The organism is Solirubrobacter pauli (assembly GCF_003633755.1).
In the GTDB taxonomy this organism is placed as follows: Bacteria; Actinomycetota; Thermoleophilia; order Solirubrobacterales; family Solirubrobacteraceae; genus Solirubrobacter; species Solirubrobacter pauli.
Window position 1 is genome coordinate 2330806 of record NZ_RBIL01000001.1, and the last position, 22005, is coordinate 2352810.

Sequence of the window (22005 nt, forward strand, 5' to 3'; positions counted from 1 at the left end):
AGCGGCCATTATCAGGGAAGCAGCTGGGCGGCCAACGCGCCGGGATCGGCGGGGGTGGCCCCGTCACGCGAGCAGACGTAAGACAACGGACGGCCAGCGGCCAGCGCGAGCTCGAGCGGAGCGCCCGGGCGCGCGGTCTCGTCGGCATGGGTGAGCGTGACGTGGCTCGGGGTCAGCGGAGCGAGCGCGGCGGCGACCTCGCCGGCCGCGGCCGAGCTGATCGTGGCGGGCAGCGCCATGTGGACCTCGGCGCCGAGCGCCTTCAGGTCGGCCGCGAGCGCCTTGACGTCCGCCGGCTTCGTGCTCGGCCCGGTCGCGGGCGTGTCGATCAGCGTGATCAGCGGCTCGCGCGCGCCCAGGCGCTCGGTCGCCTGCTCGGCGTCGGCGGCGGCGATCACGCCCACGCCCAGCGGCTGCAGGCGGTGCGAGAGGCTGCCGTTGCCACGCAGCTCGACGACCGCGACGTCCGCGCCGGCGGCGGCGTAGACGGCCGCGAGGTGCGCGACGGCCGAGGACTTGCCCGAGCCGCCGCCGCCGACGACCGCGATCGTGCGCGGACCGGGCCCGAGGGCGGTCGTGGTCGGGATCCGGCGCGCGAGCGCGGCCCGGACGAGGCGCTTCATGTTGCGCGGCGCGGAGAACGGCAGGCCGTGGACGACGGCCTCGGCGACCACGTCGGCGGCCAGCGCGGGGCTGATGCCGGCGGCGATCAGGCGCTCCTCGGCGGCGTCGGCCGACGGCGGGCGCGGGATGCCCGACGGGCGCGCGGCGGGGACCGGGGCGGCCGGGATCTCGAGCGCGGGCTCGGGCTCCGGCTCGGCGACGGGCGCGGGCGCTTCGACGACCGGCGGCGCGACCGGCTCGGCGGCGACCGGGGGCGGCGGCGGGGCGACGGGCTCCGGCGTGGGCTCGGCCACCACGGGCCGGCCCGCCGTGTGCTCGATCGCGGACGCGTTCGGCTGCGGGCCGTAGAGGCCGGCGTTGGCCGCGGGCGCGGCGGGCGGCTCGGGCTGGGCGGCGCGCTCGCGCATGCGGCGCGGCGGCTCCTCGGCCTCGGGCGTCGCCGCGGGCTGTGCGGTGAAGCTCGCCGAGAACGTGTCCTGCTCCATGCGCGAGTCGCGCGCGGCGGCGGCCAGGGCGTCGGCGAACGGCGTCGCCTGCTCGAACAGGGCCTGCACGGCGGGGGACGAGAGGCCCTCGGCGGTCGCGCGGTCCGAGCGGATCTCGAGCGGGCGCTCATCCGCGTGCGGCGCCCGTGCGTCGACCTCGACGAACGGGCGCTGGAAGAAGCCGCCCGCCTTCTTGTCGCGCCCCTCGCGACGACGCAGGACGATCGCGTCCGGGCCCAGCTCGGCCCGGATCTGCGGCAGCAGCTCTTCCAGGCTGCGCCCGCGGAACGTCTTGACGTCGTCGGAACCTTGGCTCGTCGAGGCTTCCATTCGTGTTCAGCGCCCTTTCTTCTACGCGGCGATGGCCTGCGGCTGCAGCGCCGCGCTGATCACACCGGTCGTCTCCACTCCGATACCCGGAGCGATCTCGTTGTACGAGCAGACCGACATCTGCGGCAGGCGCTGCTCGCACAGCATCCGCAGGTGACGGCGCACGCGCGCCGAGCACAGGAGCACCGGACGGCCGCCGCCGGCGAGCGCCAGCTCGACCTGCTCGGCGGCGGAGTCCACGACCATCGCCGCCAGGTTCGGGTCCATCGCGAGGAACTCGCCGTCGGCCGTCTGCACGAGCGCCTCGGCCATCGTCTGCTCGAGCGACGGGTCGAGCGCGATCACGCGCAGCGTGCCCTCGGCGTCGAGGAACGGCGCGGTGATCGTGCGGCCGAGCGCCTGGCGGGCGTACTCGGCGAGCATCGCGGGGTCCCGCGTGAGGCGGGCCTTGTCGCCGATCGCCTCGAGGATCGAGCCCAGGTCGCGGATCGAGACGCTCTCGCGCAGCAGGGTCTGCAGCACGCGCTGGACCTCGCCGAGCGACAGCACGTCCGGCACGACCTCGGTGACGACCGCCTCGTTGTACTCCTTGAGCTGGTCGAGCAGCTGGCGCGTCTCCTGGCGGGAGAGCAGCTCGGAGGCGTGGGCGCGGATCATCTCGGTGAGGTGGGTGACGACGACGGACTCGGCGTCGACCACGGTCCAGCCCAGGGCCTCCGCCTCGGCGCGGCCCGTCTCCGGGATCCAGACCGCGGGCAGGCCGAAGGCCGGCTCGGTGGTCGGGATGCCGGGGAGCTGGCCCATGGCGTCGCCCGGGTTCATGGCCATATAGTGGCCCGCCATCACGCCGGCGCGCGCAACTTCCGTACCACGGACGCGCATGACGTACTCGTGCGAGTCCAGGCCGACGTCGTCGCGGATGCGGACGGGCGGGATGACCATGCCGAGCTCGGAGGCGATCTGGCGGCGGATCGTGCCGACGCGGGCGAGGAGCGTGCCGCCCGCCTGCGTGTCGACCATCGGCACCAGGCCGAAGCCGATCGCGAGCTCGATCGGGTCGAGCGCGAGCGCGTCGATCGCGGCGTCGCGCGGCGCGGGCAGCGCGCCCTGCGCGGCGGGACCCTCGGCCGCGGCGCGCTCGGCCTCGAGCGCCGCGAGCTCGTGCGACGTGGGCTTGTTGCGCAGCGACCAGCCGACCGCGAAGAAGAGGGCGCCGATGACGAAGAACGGGAGCTTCGGGAGGCCGGGCACGAGGCCGAAGACCATCACCATCACGCCGGCGACGAGCGGCGCCTTGCGCTGGTCGAGGATCTGCTTGGAGACCGTGGTGCCGAGGTCCTTGTCCGCGCCCGAGGAGCGCGTGACCAGGATGCCGGTGGCGACCGAGATCAGGAGCGCCGGGATCTGCGCGCACAGGCCGTCGCCGATCGACATCAGCGAGAAGTGGTGGCCGGCCTCGGAGAACGGCATGCCCATCTGGACGACGCCGATGACGATGCCGCCGAGCAGGTTGATGCCGGTGATCAGGATGCCCGCCATCGCGTCGCCCTTGACGAACTTCGAGGCACCGTCCATCGCGCCGTAGAAGTCGGCCTCCTGGGAGACCTCCGCGCGGCGCTTGCGCGCTTCCTCGTCGGTGATCTGGCCCGTGTTGAGGTCGGCGTCGATCGCCATCTGCTTGCCGGGCATCGAGTCGAGGGTGAAGCGGGCGCCGACCTCGGCCACGCGGCCCGCGCCGTTCGTGATCACGACGAACTGGATCACGATCAGGATCAGGAAGATCACGAGGCCGACGACGATGTTGCCGCCGACCACGAAGTTGCCGAACGCCTCGACCACGTGGCCCGCGTCGCCTTCGAGCAGGATCAGACGCGTCACGGACACGTTGATCGCGAGGCGGAAGAGCGTCGTGAGGAGGAGGATCGTCGGGAACGACGAGAAGTCCAGCGCGCGCGGCACGTACATCGTGGCCACGACGATCATCAGCGCCGCCGAGATGTTGAGCGTGATGAAGAAGTCGATCAGCAGCGGCGGCAGCGGGATGATCAGCATCGCCACGATCAGGACGACGCCACCCGCGGCGAGCAGGTCGGCCTTCTTGCCGATCTTGGACAGGGCGTTGTTCATGCAGCACTCCGGAGGCCGGCGACGCGGTAGACGTAGGCGAGAAGCTGTGCCACGGCGTGGAACAGGTCTTCGGGGATCTGACGCCCGACGTCGACGTTGGCGTACAGCGTGCGCGCCAGCGGCGGGTCGGGGACGATCATGACGCCGGCGTCCTTGGCGGCCTCACGGATCTTTGCGGCGATGATGTCGACGCCCTTGGCGACGACGATGGGTGCCGAGGTGCCGCTCTCGTACTTGAGCGCGACGGCGTAGTGGGAGGGATTCGTGACGATCACGTCTGCGGAGGGAACGGCTTCCATCATGCGGCTGCGGGACATCTCCATCGCCCGTCGCCGCTGCTGAGACTTGATTTCGGCAGGAAGCTCCTGTTGCTTGAATTCCTGCTTGATCTCCTCTTTGTCCATCTTCAGCGACTTCTCGTGCTTGTGCTTCTGCCAGGCGAAGTCGAGGGCCGCGAGGGCGAGATAGGCCATCGCCGCGCGCGTGGCGATCATCATCACCAGGTGCGCGATCTCGGGGATGATGTCCGCCGGCGGCGTGCCCACCAGCGCGGCGAACTCGTCCAGCTTCGGGAACACGGCCAGCGCCGTGATCGCGCCGACGGCGACCGTCTTGGCGACGTTCTTGAAGGTCTCGACCGCGAAGTGCTGCGGGTTGAAGAGGTTCTTGAAGCCGGACGCCGGGTTGAGCTTCTTGAACTCCGGCTTGATCGCGCCGGGCATCGGCTTCAGGCCGACCTGCGCGGCTGAGGCGACGAAGCCCGCGACGAGGCAGATGAGCATGATCGGCGCCGCCGCGAGCGCGACGTGCTGGCCGACGAGCATGAACAGCGTGCCGATGCCCTTCTGGTCGACGACCTGCGGGGTCTTCATCAGGTCGATGACCTGGACCATGGCCAGCTTGCACTGCTCCATGATCTTCGGCCCGAACGCGTTCAGCGCCAGGATCGACGCCAGCAGCACGGCCGCGCCGTTGATGTCCACCGAGCGCGCGACCTGGCCCTTCTTGCGGGCGTCCTCGCGCTTCTTCGGTGTTGCCTTCTCGGTCTTGTCGTTGGCCATGGCGGACGCTCACCCCCTACTTGAGGGTCTGCACGGCCTGCCAGACCGTCGACTCGACCGAGTTGCCCATGAAGCCGGCGACGAACGGCAGCGTGGCGCCGATGAGCGTCAGGCCGACGATCATCTTGGCCGGGAAGCCGACCGCGAAGATGTTCATCTGCGGGACGACCTTCGTCACGACGCCGAACGCGGCGTCGACGATGATCAGCGCGATGATGACCGGCGCGCCGATCATGAAGGCGGACACGAAGATGCCCGAGAACGCCACCTGCGCGCCCTGGACCATCGAGGTGATGGCCGGCGCGTCGAGCAGCGGCACGGCCTCGTAGGTCCGGCCGAGGCCCGCGATCACGAGCGCGTCGCCGTTGAGGGCGATGAAGATCGCCACGCCGAAGAGGCTGTACATCTGCTGGATGACGGCGGACTGCGTGCCGGTGACCGGGTCGACGATCGCGCCGAACGAGAAGCCGATCAGCGTGTCGAGCAGCGTGCCGGCGACCTGCAGCGCCGCGAACATCGCGTGCAGCGCGTAGGCGAACGCCAGGCCGACGATGACCTCCTTGACCAGCAGCCCGAAGTAGGGCAGCACGTCGAGGTCGATCTCGCCGCGCTTGACCACCGGCATCAGGCCGACGGCGAGCGCGACGGCCACGATCCCGCGCACGCGGGGGTTGACCATCTTGCTCGAGAACAGCGGCGCCAGGATGAACAGCGGCGAGACGCGGGCCAGGACCAGGAAGAAGGCCGCGACCTGCTGCTCGGAGAAGTGCGCGAGGAGCGTATTAGGGTCCATCAGAGCCGCCGACGGGCTTGAAGTCGACGGTCTGAGGGATGCCGCCCCAGAGGTTGCTGGTCCAGTCCGTGATCGAGTTGAGCATCCACGGGCCGGCGACGATGAGCACCACGACCAGGGCGACGATCTTCGGGATGAAGGAGAGCGTCTGCTCCTGGATCTGGGTGACGGCCTGGAAGATCGAGATGAGCAGGCCGACGATCAGCGCCGCCAGCAGCATCGGCATGGCGACCTTGACCGTGATGCCCATCATGTCGACGAGCAGCGAGGTGACGGTGTCCTGGGTCATGTGTGGAAGCTCTGCACGAGGGAACCGCAGACCAGGTTCCACCCGTCGACGAGGATGAACAGAAGGATCTTGAACGGGAGGGAGATGAAGACCGGTGGCAGCATCATCATGCCCATCGCCATCAACGTGGACGAGACCACGAGGTCGATGATCAGGAACGGCAGGAAGATCAGGAAGCCGATCTGGAAGGCCGTCTTGAGCTCGGAGATGATGAAGGCGGGGATCAGGACCTGGGTCGGGACCTCCTTGCGGGTCTCCGGCTGCTTCTTCATGTCGGCGAGGCCGATGAACAGCTCCAGGTCCTTCGAGCGCGTCTGGTCGAACATGAACTCGCGCAGCGGCGCCTCGGCCTTCTTGAGCGCCACCTCCTGCGTGATCGCGCCCTTCTGCATCGGGTCGTAGGCCTCGGTCTTGATCTCCTTGAGCGTCGGGCTCATGACGAACAGCGTCAGGAAGAAGGCGATGCCCACGAGCACCTGGTTCGGCGGCGCGGTCGGCGTGCCGAGGCCCGAGCGGATGAAGCCCAGGACGATCAGGATGCGCGTGAAGCCCGTGACCGTGAAGAGGAGGGCCGGGACCAGCGAGATGCCGCCGATGAACAGCAGCAGCTGGACGGCGTTCTGGCCGTCGGCCTTCACTTGACCACCGTCTTCGCGCGCAGCACGCTCATCAGGCCGCGCGGCTGCTCGACCTCGGCCTCGAGGCTCGCCAGCGTCATCGACGGCGGCTCGAGCAGGCCGAGCGAGTAGGCCTCGGCCTCGCTGTAGCGGCGGATCGGCGTGACCTGGTGCTCGGCGGCGCCCAGCAGGACGATCTCCCCACCGACGCGCACGAGGTGCAGCGAGCGGTTGGTGCCGAGATTCAGCGTCGCGATGGTCTCGAGCGCCTCACCGCTGTCGGTGGAGTCCTTGGCCTTCTTGACCTGCTTGAGTACCCAGTGGAGGCCGTAGATCACGCCCAGCACGACGGCCAGCCCGAAGATCGTCCGGACGATGCTGCCACCGGAGGCGCCCGAAGCGGTCTCCGCGGCCTTGCCGGCCTCGTTGTCGAGGTTCAGCTTGGTGTTCTCCCCGTCGGCCGCGAAGGCGACGGGGGCGGTGAGCAGGCAGCCGAAGGTGGCTGCGGCAGCCGCAGGGAAGATGGCGTGGAGGGTCCGCATAACCGAGGAGGCGAGCCCGGATCAGGCTCACGGCTCGTATCGGCACCTGGGGTCCAGACCTGAAGTCCACTTCCGGACCTTCAGCTTCCGCCCGCCGGTCCGATCACGCGCGGGCGTCTAACTGGTCTGCTGCGGCCTATGGCTGAGACGACGAACTCGCGGGCCCGTCCGGCCCGCCACCAGATGTACCCGCGGGCGCCGTTGCGCCCGGCATCGGTGCTGGCACGACGGGTCGATCCGTGGCAGCGCGCGGTACCCCCACATCGACAGTTCCCCCGCGGCGGTACCGGAGCCGTTCAAACCGCAGCTCGTTGATCACCGCGCCGGAGAGCACGATCAGCGCCAGCACGTAGAACCACACGAGCGCGATCAGCACGAACACGGCGCTCGTGCCGATCCGGAGCGTGGAGATGTTCGTCAGGTAGACCGGGAACGTGACGTCCACGATCCCGGTCGCCAGCGTCGCGCCGAGCGCGCCCGGCCACACGCACGCCCACGGGATCGGGCCCTTCGGCACCGCGGCGTAGGTGATGCAGAGCGCGCCGAACAGCACCAGCAGGCCGAGCCCGACCGACGCGAAGTAGACGACGTCGTCGGTCCCGGCGAGGCCGAACGGCAGGTCCTTGGCGCTCGACACCAGCAGCGCCTGCACGGTCGGCACCGCGACGCTCGCCGCGATGAAGACGAGCACGACCGCCAGCATCGCGAAGCCGAACAGCTTCTGGTGCACCCAGGAGCGGCACGGCCGGTGGTAGATCCGGCAGAACGCGGTGTCCAGCGCGCCCCAGAAGGACGCGCCGACCCACAGCGAGGAGACGACGGCGACGATGCCGACCGTCGTCGAGGACTCCTGGAGCCGGCGGATGCCGTCCACCAGCGTGCTCTCCGCGGCGGTCGGGAAGATCGTGCGCGCGTCGTTGATGACGGACGCGGCGAGCTCCGGGGAGCGCACGACGCGGCTCGCGACGAACAGCGAGATCAGCGCGAGCGGGAAGATCGACAGCAGCAGGTTGTACGCCACCATCGCGGCGAGGCCGGTGATCCCGTCCTCGTAGGCCTTGCGCCAGAAGGAGGCGACAGCACGGGCGGCGCGATGAACCACGCCGCCCGTTCTAGCCGATGTGCGAGTGCTAGGCGTCGTCCTCAGCGCCGTCAGCGGCCTGAGAGCCGGCCGGCGCGAGGACTTCAGTGACCCGCAGGCCGAACTCCTCGTCGATCACGACGACCTCGCCGCGGGCGATCGGCTTGCCGTTCACCAGCAGGTCGACGGGCTCGCCGGCCAGGCGGTTGAGGGTCACGATCGACCCCGGGCCGAGCGCGAGCGCCTCGCGGATGGTCATCTTCGTCCGACCGACCTCGACGGCGAGCTCCACCGGCACGTCGTGCAGGCGGGAGAGCTCCTCCGCGGTGACCGGCGCCGAGGGCGCCTCGGGCTCCGCGGGGCCGGCCGTGGTGGTCTCGAAGGGTGCGTAATCGACGTTCTCAGCCATTTCTGCCTTACTGGACCGTCAGGTCCGAGAAGATGACGTGCTCCACCTTCACATCGGTGTGCTTCTTGATGTCCTTGAGGATCTCTTCCTTGAGATGCTCGCGGCCCTTCTTCTCGATGAGCTCCTTGTCCGTCGCATCAGTGAGGGTATCCGTGATCACGTCGCGGACAACGCCTTCCTGATGCATCGCGCCGTAGCCCTCGGGGGGCGTCGGAGCGGCGCCGTGCCCACCCGCCGGAGCGGTCGACGTGTCGTCGTGGGCGAGGATCAGGCCGACCTGCAGCTTCGCGAAGCGGCCGTCGGCGAGGTTGACGAGGAACTCCTTCTCGAGCATGTAGACCGAGCCGTGGACCTTGGGCTCCGGCTTCTTCTCGGCCGCCGCCGGCTTGGCGAGGACGAACTTGTACGCCCCGCCGAGGATGGCGAGCAGGGCGATCACTGGGACGAGCTTCTTGACCATGGGTTCAGCGCCTCCATGCGCTAGGGATGTGACTCCGTGTCGGTGGGGACGGGCGAGTTGATGCGCGAGAGCACGATCTCCACCCGGCGGTTCTTCGCACGCCCGTCAGGCGTCGAGTTGGTGTCGATGGGCTCCTGGTTGGCGTACATGCCACCGGAGACCCGTCGGGCCAGGACGCCGTTCTGGACGAAGTCCCGGATCACTGCGCCGGCGCGTGCGCCGGACAGCTCCCAGTTGCTGGGGTACTGCGACCCCGAGATCGGCTGCGAGTCGGTGTGACCCTCGACGACGATCGGATGCTCACGCTCGTCGCCTACGACGACGGCGATCTTGTCCACGAGCTTCTTCGCGTACGGCTTCAGCTGGGCCGAGCCGGAATCGAAGAACACCTTGTCGGTCAGCAGCTGGATGACCAGGCCGCGGCGACGGATCGTCACGTTGACCTTGCCCTTCAGCCCTGCCTGCTGAGAGAGCTTGTCGATCCGGCGCTTGAGCGCGCGGAAGTCCTGCTCCTCCTGCTTGGCCTTCTTCTCGGCCTCGGCGGCGGTCTGCTTGGACGTCGTCGGCTGGATCTCGGTCAACGGCCGCAGCGAAGGCAACGGCGGCTGCACGGACGACTGCTCCGTGTCATCGGCGTCGGAGCCCGAGTTGAGCATCGACTTGCCGCCGTCCAGGACCGCGCCGGAGAACGCGTCGTTGAGGGACTTCTGGAGCGCCTCGAACTTCGACGTGTTCACGGACGAGATCGAGAAGAGCACCATGAAGAGCGCGAAGAGGAGCGTCATCATGTCCGCGAAGGACACGAGCCAGCGTTCCTCGTTCTCGTGCTCCTCCTCGTGGTGCCCGCCCTTGTGTTTGCGGTGACCGGCCATGGTGGATTACGCGGCCGCCTTCTCGGCGCCGGCACCGGCCGTCACGGACTCGCCGTCGGCGGGCCGCTGCTTCGGCGGGACGAAGGTGAGGAGCTTCTCCTGGACGACGCGCGGGTTGTCGCCGGCCTGGATCGAGAGGATGCCCTCGACGATCATCGCGCGGGCGTGGAGCTCCTCCTGCGAGAGCTGCTTCAGGCGCGCGCCGGCCGGGAGGAAGATGACGTTGGCCGAGGCCACGCCGATCAGCGTCGCGATGAACGCCGCGGCGATCATCGGGCCGAGCGTCTCGGGCTGGTCGAGGTTGCCGAGCACGTGGATGAGGCCGAAGACGGTGCCGATGATGCCCATCGTCGGGGCGTAGCCACCGGCCTTCTCGAACGGCTGCGTAGCCGCCGCGTGGCGCTTCTGCATCGCGCTGTTCTCGGACTCGAGGATGTCGGCGACCAGATCCGGGTCCGTGCCGTCGACGACGAGCTGGAGGCCCTTCTTGGTGTACGGGTCCTCGATCGTGTTGGCGACCTCGTCGAGGGCGAGCAGGCCGTCGCGACGGGCGGCCTCGGCGTAGCCGACGAGCTCCGCGACCTTCGCGTTGAGGTCGGGCGCCTCCGACATGAAGATCCGCTTGTACTGCATCGGGATGTTCTTGACGGAGTCGAAGCTGGTGCCCATGACGGTGGCGCCGAGGGTGCCGCCGAGCACGATGAGCATGGCCGGCAGGTTGAGCACGGCCATGGGGTTGGAGCCTTCGAGCGTGGCTCCGAGATAGAGACCGGCGATCCCGATGGCCAGGCCGATGAGCGAAGAGACCTTCATCGGTCGTTCTCCTCGTGATCAGTGTTTGGAGGGGGAGAGGCGGAGGTCGCGGCCACGAGCGTGAGGTTGGTGTCGTGGCTGCGGCGCTTGGGGGTGCTGGGCAGCGCGCTGGCGAGGATGGACGAGCGCCAGGCCTGGATGGCGGCGACGATCACCTCGGGGGAGTCGGAGACCAGGACCTTCTGGTGCGTGGTCAGCGTCACCACCGTGTCCGGCGTCGAGTCGATGGCGACGATCAGGTCGGGGTTGAGGTAGAAGTCCTCAGCCCGCGCGGATAGGCGGTGGAGACGGATCACACCCCTGTCATCGGCACATGTACGACTGTTCTTAAGCGAAAAAGCCCGCCGGATGGCGGGCTTTTTGGCTCTACGTAAGGGAAAGAACGCGGATTAGCGCTTCAGGTTCACCAGGTCCTGCAGCATCTCGTCGGCCGTGGAGATGACGCGCGAGTTGGCCTGGAAGCCGCGCTGGGCGGTGATCATGTTGGTGAACGTCTGCGAGAGGTCGACGTTGGACATCTCGAGCGTGCCCGGGGACACGGGGCCGGCGCCGCCGATGCCCGGCGTGTTGACCGTCTTGGCGCCCGAGTTGGCGGAGACCGCCCAGGCGTTGCCGCCGACGCGCTCGAGGCCCGAGGCGTTCGCGAAGTTCGCGATCGTCAGGCGGTAGCCCGTCTGCCGCGTGCCCGTGGCGCCGTCGATCCACGACACACCGCCGGACGGGTCGATGGCCACGCTCGTGGCGTTGTCCGGGATCTTGACCGCGACGCCGGTCGTGATCGGGTTGCCCGTGCCCGGGTCCAGCTGGTAGCCGACGACGTACTGGCCGGCCGAGTTGGTCAGGAAGCCGGCCGTCGAGACCGAGAAGTTGCCCGCGCGGGTGTAGGTCGTCGGGTTGATCGGCGAGTTGGACGCGGTGCCCGGGTTGCCCTCGCCGATCTGGAAGAAGCCTTCGCCCTGGATCGAGACGTCGAGCGGGCTGCCCGTCGTCTGCGACGTGCCGCCGGACATCAGGTTGTCGATCGAGCCGAGCTTCACGCCAAGACCAACCTGGGCGGCGTTCGTGCCGCCGGTGGCGGCGTTCGAGCCGGCCGCGCCGCGCTGAAGCTGGTTCAGGCTGTCCTGGAACGTGACGCGCGACGACTTGTAGCCGACCGTGTTCACGTTCGCGATGTCATTCGCGGTGACATCGAGCATGACCTGGTGCTGCTTCAGACCGCTGATCGCGGAAAACATGCCTCGCATCATGAGAGGGGGAGCTCCTTGGGGATTCTCTTTGGAGGGGTTGACCGCGGGTTAGGCGGAGACTTCGGCGATCTTCGAGGCGTCGATGCCGTTCTTGCCACCGACGGTCAGGGTCGCCTGGCCGTCCTTGGTGGTGGACACGCGCTCGACCTTGCCGGTCTGCAGGTTGCCGTCGGCATCGAGGTAGGAGACCGTGCGGCCGATCAGGCCGACGGCCGAGGACGTCGTCAGCGACGAGGCGATCTTCGTGTTCGTCTGCTGCATGTTCGTCATGCCCTCGACCATGGAGAACGAGGCCATCTGGTTGATGGAGTCGTTCGTGTCCATCGGGCTCGTCGGGTCCTGGTGCGTGAGCTGCGCCACGAACAGCTTCAGGAAGCCGTCCTTGTCGAGCGTGGAGGCCTTGTTCGTGACGGTGTTCGCGTCGGTGCCCTGGGTGGTGGCCGTGTGCTTGGTGTCGCCCGTGGCGTTGATGGCGGTCATGAAGAGGGGGTGATCTCCGGATCAGGCAAGGACGTCGACGAGCACGCCGTTGGGGAGGACAAGAGACGTGTCGGCAGGTGCAGGGGCTTCCGCGAGCCCTGCGTCACCCTGCGGACCAAAGCGCAGCGCACGCGCGCCGCCCGGCAGGTAGTCGTCGCCGAAGATGTCGGCCTGGGTCTGGCCGGCCTGCTGGTCCTGGAACTGCTGCTGCGTCGAGACGTCGAGCGAGAGCAGGTTCACGTCGCGGTCGGCGAGGTCCCGGCGCAGGTCGTCGGCGGCCTGCGTGAGCAGCTTCGCCGCCTCGGCGGAGTCGGCCACGAGCTGCGCCGTGACGCCCTGCGGCGTCGTCTTCAGGCGCACCTCGATGCCGCCGAGCTCGACCGGACGCAGGTGCAGCTTCGCGTGCGTGATGCCGCGGTCGGCGGCGATGCGGATCAGCGCGGCAGCGGTCTCGGGCGCGCGGTACAGCGGCACGGCACGCTCGGTGGCGACCGGTGCGCTCGTCGGCGGGGCCGGAGCGACCGGGGCGGTCGGCGTGAGCGGCTGCGCGGCCGTGCTCTGGGCGGGCGCGTCGGCCGGCTTGGCCTGGAGCGTGCTCTGAGCGGTCTGCGAGCCGGCCTGCGGGTTCTGCTGCTGCGGCGTGTCGGACGAGGCCTGCTCGCCGCCCTGCGGCAGCGCCCAGGCGGCGTCGGGCTGCGGCGCCGCGGAGGCGTCGGCCGTCGGGGCGGCCGGGGTCGGCGGCGTGGTGGGCAGCTCGACCGCGGGGACGTCCGCCTGCGAGGCGGGCGTCAGGCCGGCGAGGAACGGCAGCGGGATGCCACCAGGTGTGCCGGCGGCGGGCGTGGGCGCCGGGGCGGGCGCGCCGGTCAGCGGCTCGCCCTGCGTGGCGGGGTCGCTGGCGGGCACCTGCCCGGTGAGGGCGAGGTTCGCGGGCGTGAACGTCGGCAGCGTCGGCTGCGGCGTGGCCTGCCCCTCACCGTCGACGGCGACGCCCGGAGCGGCCGGCGTGGTCGGCAGCGCGGGGGTCGTCGCCAGCGGGCCGGCCAGCGGCAGCGCGAAGAGGTCCGGGGTGACGAGGCGCGGCTGCGGCTCGGTCGGCTCCTCCGTGGTCGGCTCGGTCGGCGCGTCGGCGGCCTTCGGCTCGTCCTTCGGCGCGTCCGCCGGCCTGCTCACGTCGTCGCGCCGCGTCGTGCGCGGGCCGTCGTCGCGGCGGCCACGCGGCTCGGAGCGCGGAGCGTCGTCGGCGCGCGGCGTGGCGGCGCCGAGCAGCGCGGAGAACGCGTCGGCCGGAGCATCCGGCTGGCGCCCGGCCAGCGGCGAGGAGGCTCGCTGCGGGAGCGCGACGGCGCGCGGCTGCGCGGTTGGGCGGTCTGTGGTCATGAGCCTCAGATCTCGGAGGGCTGGTTGGAGGAGGAGTACGGCGTGACGGACGGAGTCGGAGCGGCTGCCGGGGCAGCGGAGGAGGGGGTGCGCAGCGACGCGGCGTTCTGCTGCACGATGCGGACGTAGTTCTGGGTCTCGGCGTACGGCGGGATGCCGCCGAAGCGCTTCACCGCGCCGGGCCCGGCGTTGTAGGCGGCCAGCGCCTTGGCGACGTCGCCGCCGAACGCGTCGAGCTGCTGCTTGAGGTACTTGGCGCCGCCGTTGAGGTTCTCGACCGGGTCGAGCACGTTCTTGACGCCCAGGCCGGCCGCGGTCGCGGGCATCAGCTGCGTCAGGCCGCGGGCGCCCACGGGCGAACCGGCGGTCGGGTTGAAGCCGGACTCCTGCTTGACGAGCCCGGCGAGCAGCGCGGGGTCGACGCCGTTGGCCTTGGCCGCGGCGGTGATCTCGGCCGCGTACGGCGTGCCGGCCGGCAGCTCGGAGGGGCCCGTCGGGGGAGTCGCGGTCGTCGGGGCCGCCGACGCCAGCGCGGCGAAGTTCGTGTTGGCCGGGGCGGTGGCGGTGCCTTGCGCGTTCGCCAGCGCGTTCGAGAACGCGGCGGGCTTGGCCGCCGGCGGCACGGCCATCGGGGTCTGGGCCGCGAGCATGGCCTGGATCTGGCTCATGCGGCTGATCGCGACTTCGATGCTCATGCGGCGAGGGCTCCTCGGCGGTGGACGGCGAGCGCGAGCTCGTCGAGCGTGTTCTGGTTCTTGCGCGCCCACTCGGCGTTGTGCTCGGCGAGCTGACGCTCCTTGAGCTTGTCGATGGCCTGGCGGTCGCGGGCGGCCGCGGCGAGGTGCTCGCGCTTGGCCTGCACCTCCGCCTCGCGGCGGGACAGCTCGAGCTCGGCGCTGCTGCGCAGCTGCTCCGTGCGCTCGACGTAGCTCTGGATGGCGCGCAGGTTCACCGCGGAGGTGAGCTGGCCGCCGGCGACGGCCGCGCGGTTGAGGTCGCACGCCTTGTGGACCTCCGCGCGGGCCTCGTCGAAGAGCGTCTGCCCCTCGTCGCGGTGGCGGATCTCCTGCGTCAAGGCTTCGCGCGCCCGCTCTTCGGCGCGCTCTCGGATGTCCCGGACCCGTTCGAGCCGGAACGTGAAGGAGGGAGTCTCCACGAAACCTCCTATCGGCAATTGGGGTCTGGACCTGAAGCGGCCGTCGGGACTTCTCGCCCGATCCCTGCCGTAGAGCGGGTGTGCACCTCGCCACCGCTGCGGTCTTCGCCGGTCTTTCGTGGACGCTTCCCGCGGGCTGGCAGTCGTTGCCAGCCCCGCCGCCGCTGCGCTGTCCGGGCCCGTCGGCGCTCGTGGCGGCGTCCGGCGCAACCGTCGTGATGGTCGGCGCGACCGACGATGTGACGCCGCGCGACGTCGCGCGGCTGCCCCCGCGCCCGGCGCACTTCCGGCTGGCCGGCGAGCGGGAGCTGGAGTGCCTGGGGCAGGGGTCGGCGCTGGCGTGGCGCGAGCACGGCCGCGCCCTCACGGCGTGGGTGCGCGGCGGTGACGCGCGGCGTGGAGCGGTCGAGGCCCTGCTGGACAGCGTCGTCGTGCAGCGCGTCCCGCCGCCTCCGCCGCCGGCGGGCTGGGACACCGCGTTCTCGGGCACGGCCGACGCGATCCGCGTGCCACCCGGCTGGTCGGTGCGCGCGTTGCGCGTCCAGCGGGGCGTGGCCCGCCCGCGTGCGCTGTACCGGCTGACGAGCCGCGACGCGCGCGTGGTGCTGCGGGTGCGCGAGCACCGGCGCGGGCGCCCTTCGGCCGCGTTCCCGGCGGGCCGTGCGCCGCTTGTGTTCGACGCACGGGGACGCGCGGGGTTGAGCTTCCGCGGCTACCGGATCTCGTTCCGCGTCCTCGCGCGCGCGGGCGCGAGCGCACGGGATCTCGACTGGGCGCAGGTGAGCGCGCGCTCGGCCGGCTTCTCCTGGATCGGGCGGGAGTAGGGTTGCCGTGTCGACCGAGGAGCACGCCGTGCAGGACGCCGTCGCCGGCTGGAAGGTGCGCGTGGGGCGTCCCCTGAGCGCCCGCGGCGAGGCGACGCTCGTGCGGGCGGCGCAGGGCGGCTCGGCGGAGGCGGTCGACGAGCTGTTCCGGCGCCACTGGGGCGCGGCGCACCGCGCGGCGTGGCTCATCGTGCGTGACGCGTCCGCCGCGGAGGACATCGCCCAGGAGGCGTTCCTGTCCGCGCTGCGGTCGTTGGACCGGTTCGACCGGCGGCGGCCGCTGGGGCCGTGGTTGCACCGGATCGTCGTCAACCGCGCGATCGACTGGTCGCGCGCGCGGGCCCTGCGGCCGGAGACCTCCGCCGACGCCGTGCTCGAGCCGGTCGCGCAGGAGCCGGACGGCGGCGTCGGGGAGGACGTCGTGGCCGCGCTGGCGGCGCTCGGCCCGGAGCAGCGCGCGGTCGTCGTGCTTCGGCACCTGCTCGGCTACACGCCGGGCGAGATCGCGACGATGCTCGAGCTGCCGCGCGGCACCGTCAACTCGCGCCTGCGCCGGGCGCTCGACGCGCTGGCGGTCGCGCTCGGGGAGGACCGGCGATGACCCGCGACGAGCTCGAGCGGGCGCTGCGAGCGGTCGACGTGCCGGACGCGGTCGCCGCGCGCGAGCGGGCGCGGGCGACCGTGCTGGCGGCGCACCGGGAGCGCGCGCCGCGCCGTGGGCCGCGGGCCGCGCTCGTGTGGGCGCTGGTCGCGTGCGCGGTCGCCGCGGTCGCCTTCTCGGCGCGGGACACGCGGCCGGCGCGTGAGGTGCGCGAGCGCGTCCGCGACGTGTTCGCCGCCCCGGCGCCGGTGCCGACCGCTGCGCCGGCGGCGCTGTCCGGCCGCGTCCTCGTCAGCGAGGGCGACGAGCTGTTCCTCGTCGCGCGCGGGAAGCGCGCCTCGCTCGGGCACTGGCGGGATGCGTCGTGGTCGCCGCGCGGGCTCTACGCGGCGGTCGCCGGCGGGAACACGCTCGCGGCGATCGACCCGGCCGACGGCACCGTGCGCTGGAAGCTCGTCCACCGGGAGGAGGTCCGGTTCCCGCGCTGGGCGCCCGGCGGCCTGCACGTGGCGTACCGGGCGGGCACGACCCTGCGGATCGTCTACGGCAACGGCACCCACGACGTGCGCGCCGGCCGCGCGATGGCGCCCGTCGCGCCCGCCTGGCGGCCCGGGCAGCCCCGCACGGTCGCGTGGGCGGGGCTCGACGGGACCGTGACCGTCGAGGACGCCGACACCGCGAAGGTGCTCTGGACGCGCACGGGAGGCCGCGTTCGGCACCTCGCCTGGTCCGCCGACGGCCGGCGACTGCTCGTCGCCGGCGCCCGCAACGGCACGATCCACGACTTCGAGACGGGCGCGCGCACGCGCGTGCGCGCAGACGGGACGATCGTCGCGGTCGCGTTCGACCGGCGGCTCGCCCTCGCGATCCACCGCGACGGCCGCACGGCGGTGCGTGTCCGCGGCGAGGTCGTGCTCAGCGCCCCGGGACGGCTGCGCGACCTCGAGTGGTCGCCCGACGGACGGGCGCTCCTGGCCGCCTGGCCCGGTGCGGACCACTGGCTGGTCGTCCGCGGGCGGGAGGTCAGCGCCGTGCGCCACCGGTTCGGCGGCGCGGCGCGCGTGCGCGGCTGGGCTACTCCGTGACGCTCTCGACGACGACGGGCACGCCGTTGGTGATCATGTCCAGCACCGCGGAGCGGTCCTGCGCGTGCTGGACGAGCGCGCGCAGCCTCTCGTCGGAGGCGTCACCGGTGACGCGGAGCGTGACGCGGATCTGCGAGCTGCCGTTGCGGATGCCGTCGTCCACGCCGAAGCAGCCGCGCACGTCCATGTCCGCCTCCACGCGGGACTCGATCTCGGTCAGGCGGATCTTGCGGGCGGCGGCGCAGTAGGCGATCGTGGTCGTCAGGCACGCCGCGACCGCATGCAGCAGGTACTCGATCGCGCTCGGCCCGGTGTCGGTGCCCAGCAGCACGGTCGGCTCGCCCGCGTCGACGACGAACGCCTCCCGGCGGCTGACGTCCTCCCGGCCGGCGCCGTGGAAGCCCTGCATGCGCGAGCGGTTGTGGGCGCCGTTGATCCAGCGGTTCGTCGTGCGGAAGGTGAACGCGCCGAGCGCCGGGTCCGCGCGGATCGCGTCGATCGTGGCGAACAGCTGCTGCGTGTCGACGCCGTTGCGGATCGTGGAGATCATCTGCGCCATGACGAGATGACAGCCGACCGCGGTTGGGCGGCGGTATAAGCGCCGGTAAACGGTCGGTAGTCAGTGCTCCACGGTGTAGAGGCGCCACTCGCGGGACGCGCCCGCCAGCGGCAGCTCGACCGCGCCGCGCTCGGAGAACTCGATGCCGCTGCCCGCGACCAGATCCTGCACGGTGCTCGTCGCCAGGATCTCGCCCGCGGTGGCGGCGCGCGCCACGCCCGCCGCGATCTCCAGCGCCGGGCCGCCGAGCCGGCCGTCGACGAGCTCGCACTCCCCGGTGTGCACGCCGGCGCGCAGGCGCGGGATCGCCTCGGCGAGCGTGGACGCGCAGCGCACCGCGCGGGCGGGGCCGTCGAAGCTCGCACGGAACCGACCGGGAGGTGCGTCGAGCGGCTGGCCACGGAAGCGCGCCAGCGCCGCTCGGGCGATCGCCAGGTCGGGTTCGGGCACGTCGGCGTCCAGCACGGTGGTGAGGATGAGGTTCGGCTCGACGTCCTGGGCGCGCAGGTCCGCGAGGAAGCGCTCGATCGCCTCGAGCACCGCGCCTTGGTCGCCCTCCCACGGCAGGTGGTCGGAGCCGGGCGCCTCGACGACGTGCGCGCCGGGCAGCCGGGCGCCCATGTACCGGCTCGCCTCGCGCAGGTACTCCTGCGCCCGGTAGACGACGAGCGACGGCACCCGCACCGTCCCGAGCACGTGGCGGACGTCGATCTCCTCGTTCATGTCCGTGATCGCGGCGACCGCCGCGGGCGACGCGCCGCGCACGAGGTAGGACGTGTACCAGTCGATCGCGGCCTCGTCGGTGGCGATCGTCGGCGCGCGCTCCCGCAGGAAGCGCTCGACGGCGTAGCGTCCCCACTGCTCGGCCGTCGGCCGCAGCCAGCCGTCCTGCTCGGCGCGGCGGCCGATCGGGTAGTCCGGCGCCCAGTTGCGCCGAGCGTAGGCGCCGAGCGTGACGAGCGCCTGCGTGCGGTCGGGGTGCGTGGCGGCGAACAGCGTGCACATCGGCCCGCCCTCGCTCACCCCGACGACCACGGCCCGCTCCGCGCCGACGGCGTCCATCACCGCGCGCACGTCGTCCATCCGCTCCTCGAGCGAGGCGATCCCGAGCACGCGGTCGGAGAGGCCGGTGCCGCGCTTGTCGAACAGGATCAGCCGCCCGAGCTTCGCGAGCCCGCGGTAGAAGGACGCGAGCGCGGGCCATTCCCACCCGGGCTGGAACGAGCAGATGAAGCCGTGGACGAAGATGATGTCCAGCGGGCCGTCGCCGACCACCTGGTAGGCGATCGAGTAGCCGCCGACGCTCTGCACGTAGCGGATCGGCTCGAGCTTGAGCGCGGCCTCGTCCGACGTCTCCTCGCGCCCGTCCAGCCCGGCGTCCTGGCGCAGGATCCGGCGCTCGAGCTCGCGCATCCGCGCCGACGGCTCCAACCCGAGCTCCTCGTTGAGCGTCTCCCGGTACGCGTGGTAGACGGCCAGCGCGTCCGCCTCCCGGCCCGAGCGGTAGAGCGCGACCATCAGCTGCGCGCGCAGCCGCTCGCGCAGCGGGTTCGCGGCGACGTGGCTCTCGAGCTCCCCGACCAGGTCGGCGTGCCGGCCGAGCTGGAGGTCGGCGTCCACCCGGTCCTCGACGCACACCAGCAGCCGCTCGCGCAGGTGCGCGGCCTCGACGAGCGCGAACGGCTCGGAGAACTCGGCGAGCGCCGGGCCACGCCACAGGTCGAGCGCGGCGGCGAACCGGTCCGACGCGGTCGCCGCGTCACCGTGCTCGAGCGCCTGCCGGCCCTCCCGCCGCAGCCGCTCGAACCGGTCGAGGTCGAGCGGCAGCTCCAGCGCGTACCCGGGCGGCCGCGTGTGCAGCGTGCCCGGCGGCAGCGCCTTCCGCAGCGCCGACACGTGGATGTGGACCATCTTCACCGCCGACTCCGGGACCTCTTCGCCCCACAGGTCGTCCACGAGCTGGTCGACGGACACGGTGCGGCCGGCGTCCAACGCCAGCCGCGCGAGCAGCGCCCGCGGCTTGCGCCCGCCGAGCTTGAGCGCCTCGCCGCCGCCGTCCACGACCTCGAGCGGTCCCAGTAGTCGCAGCTCCACGGCCAGACGCTACCGGCTCACGGTAAACGCCTGCCAGCCGTTTACCGGACGCCTACTGCCCGTTGGCCCGCCTGCGGTCCACTGGCGCCCTCCCCATGACGCCCTCCTACCGCCACGCCCTCAACGCGACCGTGACCGGCGTGACCATCGTCACCACCCGCCTCGCCGGGATCCCCTTCGGCGAGACCGTCACCGCGCTCAGCTCCCTCTCCGACGAGCCCCCGCTGCTCCTCGTGACCGTCTCCCCCACGCTCGCGATCGCCATCCGCTCCCGCGGCGCGTTCGCCGCCAACGTCCTGGGCGACCACCAGGCGGACCTGGCCGAGACCTTCCGCGCCGTCGACCCGAGATTCGACCCGCGCGACTGGTGGCCGGTGTCCGGGGGCGGACTCCCCCGCCTGCACGGCGCCGCCGCCCGGTTCGAGTGCGAGGTGGACCGCGTCCACGAGGCGGGCGAGCGTGTGCTGGTCATCGGCGCGGTGACCCGCGCGGTGCGAGGCACGACGGCGCCGCTGGCGTTCGTACGGCGAGGCTACGCGGCGCCGCTCGCGGCCTAGGACGGGATGTGCAGCGGCGGGATCGCGTTGTGCAACGGCATGCCACCGTCGGCGCCGTTGCCGGCGGCCATCGCCGCGGCCGGGTCGATGACGTGGCCGTTGAGCACGGGCGCCTCCCAGGTGCCGCTCAGCTGGGCGAGCTGGGCCAGCGTCGCGTCGGCCGACTCGGCCGAGGAGGGCTCGGTGACGAGCTGCTTGAGGAAGCCGTCGATCGGGTCGCGGGCCTCGATGGCCGCGTCGATCTGCGGATCGGAGCCGGGCTGGTAGGCGCCGATCGAGATGAGGTCGGCCTTCTCCTTGTAGGTGGCCATGAGCTTGCGGACCTCGTTGCCGGCGGCGCGGACGTCGGGCGTGGTGATCTCGCCGACCAGGCGCGAGACGGAGGCCAACACGTCGACCGCGGGGTAGTGGCCCGCGTGAGCGAGGTGGCGCGAGAGCACGATGTGGCCGTCGAGGATGCCTCGGACGGCGTCGGCGATCGGCTCGTTCATGTCGTCGCCGTCGACGAGCACGGTGTAGAGCGCGGTGATCGAGCCGGAGGGCGAGGTGCCGGTGCGCTCGAGGAGCTTCGGGAGCATCGCGAAGACGGACGGGGTGTAGCCGCGGGTGGCGGGCGGCTCGCCGATGGCCAGGCCGACTTCGCGCTGGGCCATGGCGAAGCGCGTGACGGAGTCCATCATCATCATCACGTTCTTGCCCTGATCGCGGAAGTACTCCGCGATCGCGGTGGCGGTGAACGCGGCCTTCAGGCGGACCAGCGCGGGCTGGTCGGAGGTGGCGCAGACGACGACGCTGCGCGCGAGGCCCTCCTCGCCGAGGTCGCGCTGCATGAACTCGAGGACCTCTCGACCGCGCTCGCCGACCAGGCAGATGACGTTGATCTCCTCCGAGGTCGACCGGGCGATCATGCCCAGGAGCGAGGACTTGCCGACGCCGGAGCCGGCGAAGATGCCGATGCGCTGGCCGCGCCCGCAGGGCACGAACGCGTCGAGCGAGCGCACGCCGAGCGAGACGCGCTCGTGGATGCGCGGACGGGAGAGCGGATCGGGCGGCGCCTGCTCGGCCGGGTACCAGCTCGTGTGCTCGATCGGGCCCTTGCCGTCGAGCGGGTTGCCGAGGCCGTCGAGCGCGCGGCCGAGGAGCGCATCGCTCACGTCGACCTTCAGCGGCTGGCCGGTCGCGACCACCTTGGAGCCGGGGCCGATGCCCTTGGGCTCGCCGAGCGGCATCAGCAGCGTGCGGCCCTGGCGGAAGCCGACGACCTCCGCGGGCACGGACGCGCGCCCACGGCCGGTCTCGATCGTGCAGACCTCGCCGACCTCGGCCTCCAGGCCGGTGGCCTCGGTGATCAGGCCGATCAGGTCGACGACACGGCCGGTGCGCCGGTGCAGGTCCGCCTCGCGGATCGCGAGCGTGGCCTCGTCAAGCAGGTCATCTTCGGCAGCGCCGACCGCGTCGAGCGCGCTCTCCATCAGCGAGAACATCTAGGTCCGTATCGGCCGCGGGGGGCGGAACTTGA

25 protein-coding genes are annotated in these 22005 nt (G+C 71.7%); 4 read left to right on the top strand and 21 right to left on the bottom strand.

Annotation, left to right across the window (positions count from 1 at the left end; translation table 11 throughout):
- Positions 1–11 precede the first annotated feature (11 nt).
- From C8N24_RS33870 to fliJ, 18 genes are all read right to left on the bottom strand, one after another.
- Positions 12–1439 carry a hypothetical protein gene (locus tag C8N24_RS33870; RefSeq protein WP_170179004.1) on the bottom strand — a complete coding sequence of 476 codons (1428 nt, stop codon included), beginning with the start codon at positions 1437–1439 and terminating at the stop codon, positions 12–14.
- A gap of 21 nt (positions 1440–1460) precedes the next feature.
- Entirely contained in the window at positions 1461–3566 is a 2106-nt protein-coding gene (flhA, locus tag C8N24_RS11005) for a flagellar biosynthesis protein FlhA (protein ID WP_121250074.1), read from the bottom strand.
- Positions 3563–4627, bottom strand: coding sequence for a flagellar biosynthesis protein FlhB (flhB, locus tag C8N24_RS11010; RefSeq protein ID WP_121250075.1), 1065 nt, complete (start codon positions 4625–4627; stop codon positions 3563–3565). Before flhB ends, flhA begins: the two co-directional genes overlap by 4 nt.
- Before the next feature lie 16 nt (positions 4628–4643).
- On the bottom strand, positions 4644–5420 hold the full coding sequence (gene fliR / locus C8N24_RS11015) for a flagellar biosynthetic protein FliR (RefSeq protein WP_121250076.1): 777 nt from the start codon (positions 5418–5420) through the stop codon (positions 4644–4646).
- On the bottom strand, positions 5410–5709 hold the full coding sequence (gene fliQ, locus C8N24_RS11020) for a flagellar biosynthesis protein FliQ (RefSeq protein WP_121250077.1): 300 nt from the start codon (positions 5707–5709) through the stop codon (positions 5410–5412). The genes fliR and fliQ overlap by 11 nt, the downstream gene beginning before the upstream one ends.
- Complete coding sequence (gene fliP, locus C8N24_RS11025; RefSeq protein ID WP_121250078.1) at positions 5706–6347, bottom strand: flagellar type III secretion system pore protein FliP; 642 nt, start codon at positions 6345–6347, stop codon at positions 5706–5708. The genes fliQ and fliP overlap by 4 nt, the downstream gene beginning before the upstream one ends.
- On the bottom strand, positions 6344–6868 hold the full coding sequence (locus C8N24_RS11030) for a FliO/MopB family protein (protein WP_121250079.1): 525 nt from the start codon (positions 6866–6868) through the stop codon (positions 6344–6346). Before C8N24_RS11030 ends, fliP begins: the two co-directional genes overlap by 4 nt.
- A 136-nt stretch (positions 6869–7004) precedes the next feature.
- On the bottom strand, positions 7005–7970 hold the full coding sequence (locus tag C8N24_RS11035) for a YihY/virulence factor BrkB family protein (RefSeq protein ID WP_121250080.1): 966 nt from the start codon (positions 7968–7970) through the stop codon (positions 7005–7007).
- Between the two features lie 28 nt (positions 7971–7998).
- Positions 7999–8358: a flagellar motor switch protein FliN gene (gene fliN, locus C8N24_RS11040; RefSeq protein WP_121250081.1), complete on the bottom strand. Its 360-nt coding sequence runs from the start codon at positions 8356–8358 to the stop codon at positions 7999–8001.
- Positions 8359–8365: 7 nt separating this feature from the next.
- A complete protein-coding gene (locus C8N24_RS11045; RefSeq protein ID WP_121250082.1) occupies positions 8366–8818 on the bottom strand; it encodes a flagellar basal body-associated FliL family protein in 453 nt (150 codons plus the stop codon).
- A 20-nt stretch (positions 8819–8838) separates the two neighbouring features.
- Positions 8839–9690 (bottom strand): flagellar motor protein MotB, encoded by an 852-nt coding sequence (locus tag C8N24_RS11050; RefSeq protein WP_121250083.1) that lies wholly within the window; start codon positions 9688–9690, stop codon positions 8839–8841.
- A 6-nt stretch (positions 9691–9696) separates the two neighbouring features.
- Positions 9697–10503, bottom strand: coding sequence for a flagellar motor protein (locus C8N24_RS11055; RefSeq protein ID WP_121250084.1), 807 nt, complete (start codon positions 10501–10503; stop codon positions 9697–9699).
- Positions 10500–10799 (bottom strand): flagellar FlbD family protein, encoded by a 300-nt coding sequence (locus tag C8N24_RS11060; protein WP_170179005.1) that lies wholly within the window; start codon positions 10797–10799, stop codon positions 10500–10502. The genes C8N24_RS11055 and C8N24_RS11060 overlap by 4 nt, the downstream gene beginning before the upstream one ends.
- A 93-nt stretch (positions 10800–10892) precedes the next feature.
- Positions 10893–11738, bottom strand: coding sequence for a flagellar hook-basal body complex protein (locus tag C8N24_RS11065; RefSeq protein WP_211339919.1), 846 nt, complete (start codon positions 11736–11738; stop codon positions 10893–10895).
- Positions 11739–11798: 60 nt separating this feature from the next.
- Positions 11799–12230, bottom strand: a complete 432-nt coding sequence (locus C8N24_RS11070; protein ID WP_121250087.1) for a flagellar hook capping FlgD N-terminal domain-containing protein — start codon at positions 12228–12230, stop codon at positions 11799–11801.
- Between the two features lie 21 nt (positions 12231–12251).
- Positions 12252–13610 carry a flagellar hook-length control protein FliK gene (locus C8N24_RS11075; protein ID WP_121250088.1) on the bottom strand — a complete coding sequence of 453 codons (1359 nt, stop codon included), beginning with the start codon at positions 13608–13610 and terminating at the stop codon, positions 12252–12254.
- Positions 13611–13615: 5 nt separating this feature from the next.
- Positions 13616–14305 carry a lytic transglycosylase domain-containing protein gene (locus tag C8N24_RS11080; RefSeq protein WP_121250089.1) on the bottom strand — a complete coding sequence of 230 codons (690 nt, stop codon included), beginning with the start codon at positions 14303–14305 and terminating at the stop codon, positions 13616–13618.
- A complete protein-coding gene (gene fliJ, locus C8N24_RS11085; RefSeq protein ID WP_170179006.1) occupies positions 14302–14766 on the bottom strand; it encodes a flagellar export protein FliJ in 465 nt (154 codons plus the stop codon). The genes C8N24_RS11080 and fliJ overlap by 4 nt, the downstream gene beginning before the upstream one ends.
- An 80-nt stretch (positions 14767–14846) precedes the next feature.
- Here fliJ and C8N24_RS33875 point away from each other — a divergent pair, with 80 nt between their 5' ends.
- From C8N24_RS33875 to C8N24_RS11100, 3 genes are read left to right on the top strand one after another with little or no spacing between them, the layout of a single operon-like run.
- The gene (locus C8N24_RS33875; RefSeq protein ID WP_170179007.1) at positions 14847–15590 is read left to right on the top strand and encodes a hypothetical protein; all 744 of its coding nucleotides are present in this window, start codon (positions 14847–14849) and stop codon (positions 15588–15590) included.
- Positions 15591–15597: 7 nt separating this feature from the next.
- Positions 15598–16191: an RNA polymerase sigma factor gene (locus C8N24_RS11095; RefSeq protein ID WP_121250091.1), complete on the top strand. Its 594-nt coding sequence runs from the start codon at positions 15598–15600 to the stop codon at positions 16189–16191.
- On the top strand, positions 16188–17276 hold the full coding sequence (locus C8N24_RS11100) for a WD40 repeat domain-containing protein (protein ID WP_121250092.1): 1089 nt from the start codon (positions 16188–16190) through the stop codon (positions 17274–17276). The genes C8N24_RS11095 and C8N24_RS11100 overlap by 4 nt, the downstream gene beginning before the upstream one ends.
- Here the strand turns inward: C8N24_RS11100 and C8N24_RS11105 are convergent.
- Both C8N24_RS11105 and C8N24_RS11110 read right to left on the bottom strand, forming a co-directional pair.
- Entirely contained in the window at positions 17266–17835 is a 570-nt protein-coding gene (locus C8N24_RS11105) for an OsmC family protein (RefSeq protein ID WP_211339920.1), read from the bottom strand. The two genes, C8N24_RS11100 and C8N24_RS11105, sit on opposite strands and share 11 nt — an antisense overlap.
- A 60-nt stretch (positions 17836–17895) precedes the next feature.
- On the bottom strand, positions 17896–19929 hold the full coding sequence (locus tag C8N24_RS11110) for an alpha/beta fold hydrolase (protein ID WP_121250093.1): 2034 nt from the start codon (positions 19927–19929) through the stop codon (positions 17896–17898).
- Between the two features lie 95 nt (positions 19930–20024).
- On the opposite strand from C8N24_RS11110, the gene C8N24_RS11115 reads away from it, so the two are divergent.
- On the top strand, positions 20025–20486 hold the full coding sequence (locus C8N24_RS11115) for a flavin reductase family protein (protein WP_121250094.1): 462 nt from the start codon (positions 20025–20027) through the stop codon (positions 20484–20486).
- Here the strand turns inward: C8N24_RS11115 and C8N24_RS11120 are convergent.
- Complete coding sequence (locus tag C8N24_RS11120) at positions 20483–21958, bottom strand: FliI/YscN family ATPase (RefSeq protein WP_121253127.1); 1476 nt, start codon at positions 21956–21958, stop codon at positions 20483–20485. The two genes, C8N24_RS11115 and C8N24_RS11120, sit on opposite strands and share 4 nt — an antisense overlap.
- Positions 21959–22005 lie beyond the last annotated feature (47 nt).

Bases quoted from the DNA above. Each gene is read 5' to 3' on its own strand.
- flhA (WP_121250074.1), bottom strand. From the start codon at position 3,566: ATGAACAACGCCCTGTCCAAGATCGGCAAGAAGGCCGACCTGCTCGCC.
- C8N24_RS11065 (WP_211339919.1), bottom strand. From the start codon at position 11,738: ATGTTTTCCGCGATCAGCGGTCTGAAGCAGCACCAGGTCATGCTCGAT.
- C8N24_RS33870 (WP_170179004.1), bottom strand. From the start codon at position 1,439: ATGGAAGCCTCGACGAGCCAAGGTTCCGACGACGTCAAGACGTTCCGC.
- C8N24_RS11070 (WP_121250087.1), bottom strand. From the start codon at position 12,230: ATGACCGCCATCAACGCCACGGGCGACACCAAGCACACGGCCACCACC.
- flhB (WP_121250075.1), bottom strand. From the start codon at position 4,627: ATGGCCAACGACAAGACCGAGAAGGCAACACCGAAGAAGCGCGAGGAC.
- C8N24_RS11100 (WP_121250092.1), top strand. From the start codon at position 16,188: ATGACCCGCGACGAGCTCGAGCGGGCGCTGCGAGCGGTCGACGTGCCG.
- C8N24_RS11120 (WP_121253127.1), bottom strand. From the start codon at position 21,958: ATGGAGAGCGCGCTCGACGCGGTCGGCGCTGCCGAAGATGACCTGCTT.
- C8N24_RS11030 (WP_121250079.1), bottom strand. From the start codon at position 6,868: ATGCGGACCCTCCACGCCATCTTCCCTGCGGCTGCCGCAGCCACCTTC.
- C8N24_RS11045 (WP_121250082.1), bottom strand. From the start codon at position 8,818: ATGGTCAAGAAGCTCGTCCCAGTGATCGCCCTGCTCGCCATCCTCGGC.
- C8N24_RS11105 (WP_211339920.1), bottom strand. From the start codon at position 17,835: ATGGCGCAGATGATCTCCACGATCCGCAACGGCGTCGACACGCAGCAG.
- C8N24_RS11080 (WP_121250089.1), bottom strand. From the start codon at position 14,305: ATGAGCATCGAAGTCGCGATCAGCCGCATGAGCCAGATCCAGGCCATG.
- fliN (WP_121250081.1), bottom strand. From the start codon at position 8,358: ATGGCTGAGAACGTCGATTACGCACCCTTCGAGACCACCACGGCCGGC.
- C8N24_RS11055 (WP_121250084.1), bottom strand. From the start codon at position 10,503: ATGAAGGTCTCTTCGCTCATCGGCCTGGCCATCGGGATCGCCGGTCTC.
- fliQ (WP_121250077.1), bottom strand. From the start codon at position 5,709: ATGACCCAGGACACCGTCACCTCGCTGCTCGTCGACATGATGGGCATC.
- C8N24_RS11115 (WP_121250094.1), top strand. From the start codon at position 20,025: ATGACGCCCTCCTACCGCCACGCCCTCAACGCGACCGTGACCGGCGTG.
- fliR (WP_121250076.1), bottom strand. From the start codon at position 5,420: ATGGACCCTAATACGCTCCTCGCGCACTTCTCCGAGCAGCAGGTCGCG.
- C8N24_RS11075 (WP_121250088.1), bottom strand. From the start codon at position 13,610: ATGACCACAGACCGCCCAACCGCGCAGCCGCGCGCCGTCGCGCTCCCG.
- C8N24_RS11050 (WP_121250083.1), bottom strand. From the start codon at position 9,690: ATGGCCGGTCACCGCAAACACAAGGGCGGGCACCACGAGGAGGAGCAC.